At 65.3% G+C, this 2,368-nt stretch carries 2 protein-coding genes; one reads left to right on the forward strand and one right to left on the reverse strand.

Annotation, left to right across the window (positions count from 1 at the left end; translation table 11 throughout):
- Positions 1-1,055: potassium/proton antiporter (locus FNJ47_RS45645; protein ID WP_163163294.1), on the reverse strand; the 1,055-nt coding region annotated here is incomplete at its 3' end.
- A 390-nt stretch (positions 1,056-1,445) separates the two neighbouring features.
- Between FNJ47_RS45645 and FNJ47_RS45650 the strand changes: the two genes are divergently transcribed.
- Positions 1,446-2,368, forward strand: a 923-nt coding sequence (locus tag FNJ47_RS45650; RefSeq protein WP_175068519.1) for a mechanosensitive ion channel family protein, incomplete at its 3' end; no start/stop codon positions are given.

Raw genomic sequence — 2,368 nt, forward strand, 5'->3', positions numbered from 1 at the left:
GAGGCGAGGAAGATCGCGACCGCGCCGCGCAGGCCGGTCCAGGCGATGAAGACCTTCTCCCGCCAGTTGAACTTGAACGGCGCGAGGCAGATCAGCACCGCCAGCGGCCGCGCCACCAGCATCAGCGCGAACGCCACCAGCACCGCGCCGCCGGCGCTGGAGAGCAGCCGGTGCGGCGACACCAAGAGGCCGAGCAGCACGAACATCACGATCTGCGCCAGCCAGGTCGCGGCGTCGAGGAACGTCACCACCGAATTATGCGCGCGGGTCGGCCGGTTGCCGATGATGATACCGGCGAGGTAGACCGCGAGGAATCCCGAGGCGTGCACCATCTGCGAACCGCCGAAGATCACCAGCGCCGCCGTGGTGACGAACGGCGCGTGCAGGCCCTGCGGCAGCGCCACGTAATTCAGCGCGATCACCACCAGCCGGCCGCCGATCACCCCGATGATGGCGCCGAGCACCGCCTCCTGGATGAACTCCAGCGCGATGTGCGAGGCCGAGCTCTGGCCGATCGAGATGAACTCGACCAGCATCAAGGTGAGGAAGATCGCGAACGGATCGTTGGTGCCGGACTCCGCCTCCAGCGTGGCGCCGACGCGCGGGCGCAGGCGCAGGCCCTGGGTATGCACCAGCAGGAACACCGCCGCGGCGTCGGTCGAGGCCACGACGGCGCCGACCAGCAACGACTCGGTCCAGTTGAGATCGAGCACATAGCGGGCGACCGGCGCTGTGATCAGCGCGGTCAACAGCACGCCGGCGGTCGCCAGCATCATCGAGGGCGCCAGCACGGTGCGGATGCTGGCAAACCGCGTCTTCAAACCGCCGTCGAACAGGATCAGCGCCAGCGCCACCGAGCCGACCAGATAGGTGGTGCGGACATCGTCGAACTGAAGATGGCCTGGCCCGGCGTCGCCCGCCAGCATGCCGACCAGCAAGAACACCAGCAGCAAGGGGGCGCCGAACCGTAACGCCAGCAGGCTGGACAGGATGCCGGCCATCACCAGCACCGCACCGAGCAGGATCGCTATACTGACGGAGTCGAGGGATGCCATGCGCCTTTGGAGGTCTCAAGGACTTGGGGGGTCTCAAATACTTGCAATTGCATCCTTATCGTCGCCACACTGGGACGCCAACCGATTTCTGTCATAAGCGGCAATGTGCCCGGTCCCGTGAGCCACAGTGTTGCGTCTCTGATGCGTGATCCACTCAGCGTCATTCCGGGGCTCGCAAAGCGAGAACCCGGAATCTCGATCCACAACTTCTGGATTCCGGGTTCGCGACTTCGTCGCGCCCCGGAATGACGGAATGGGCTATCAGGGACACAACACTAGGTGGCCTCGACACTGTGGTGTATCGATGGTCGCGAGCGCGCCAATGTGGGATTCTCCGCGCATCTTCGAATCACATTTGCCTGAGCCGCGCTTCAAGTTGAGATTTTGCCGATGGACATGAGCTGGAAGGACGTCCTGGAATCGATCCAATTGGCAGCGCGCTCGGTCGGGGCCGAGGTCGCCTCGCCCTGGTTCTATCTGCAATTCGGCATCATCCTCGCCGCCGCGGGCCTCGCCTACGCCGCCGATACCGCCATTCATGCGCGGGTCAACATGTCCACGCTGGCGAGCCGCTGGCCGCTGCCGCTCCGGCACTTTGCCCGCGTGATGGTGACGAGCGCCTCCACCGCGGTGTTCGCGGTGCTGATGGTGATCTCGCGCATCGTGATGTGGCACGCGACCTGGCCGAGCCGCAGCTATCTGATCGCAGTCTCGGCCAAGCTGGCGCTGGCCTGGCTGGTGATCCGGCTCGTGACCTCGGTGATCGACAACGCCTTCATCGTCAAGCTGGTCTCGATCGCGGCCTGGGTGGTCGCCGCCCTCAGCATCATCGGCCAACTCGACTGGGCCGCCGATACGCTGGATTCGTTCGCCGTCGTCATGGGCGGTCTGCGGCTGACGCCGCTGCTGCTGATCAAGGCCGGCGCGGTGCTGATCCTGGCGCTGTGGCTGAGCAATATCGCCAGCAATTTCATCGACGGCCAGATCACCCGCTCGACCGACCTGACCCCGTCGATCCAGGTGCTGCTGGTCAAGATCATCCGCATCGGCCTGATGGTGGTCGCGGTCGCCATTGCCTTGAGCGCGGTCGGGATCAACCTGTCGGCGCTGGCGGTGCTGTCCGGCGCTGTCGGCGTCGGCATCGGTTTCGGCCTGCAGAAGATCGTCGCCAACTTCATCTCGGGCATCATTCTGCTGGTCGACAAATCGGTGAAGCCGGGCGACCTCGTCACCATCGGCGACAGCCAGGGCCGCATCAGCGCGATGAAGACCCGCTACATCTCGGTCGCCGCCGGCGACGGCCGCGAGTTCCT

This window comes from Bradyrhizobium uaiense, from assembly GCF_010811875.1.
Lineage (GTDB): Bacteria > Pseudomonadota > Alphaproteobacteria > Rhizobiales > Xanthobacteraceae > Bradyrhizobium > Bradyrhizobium uaiense.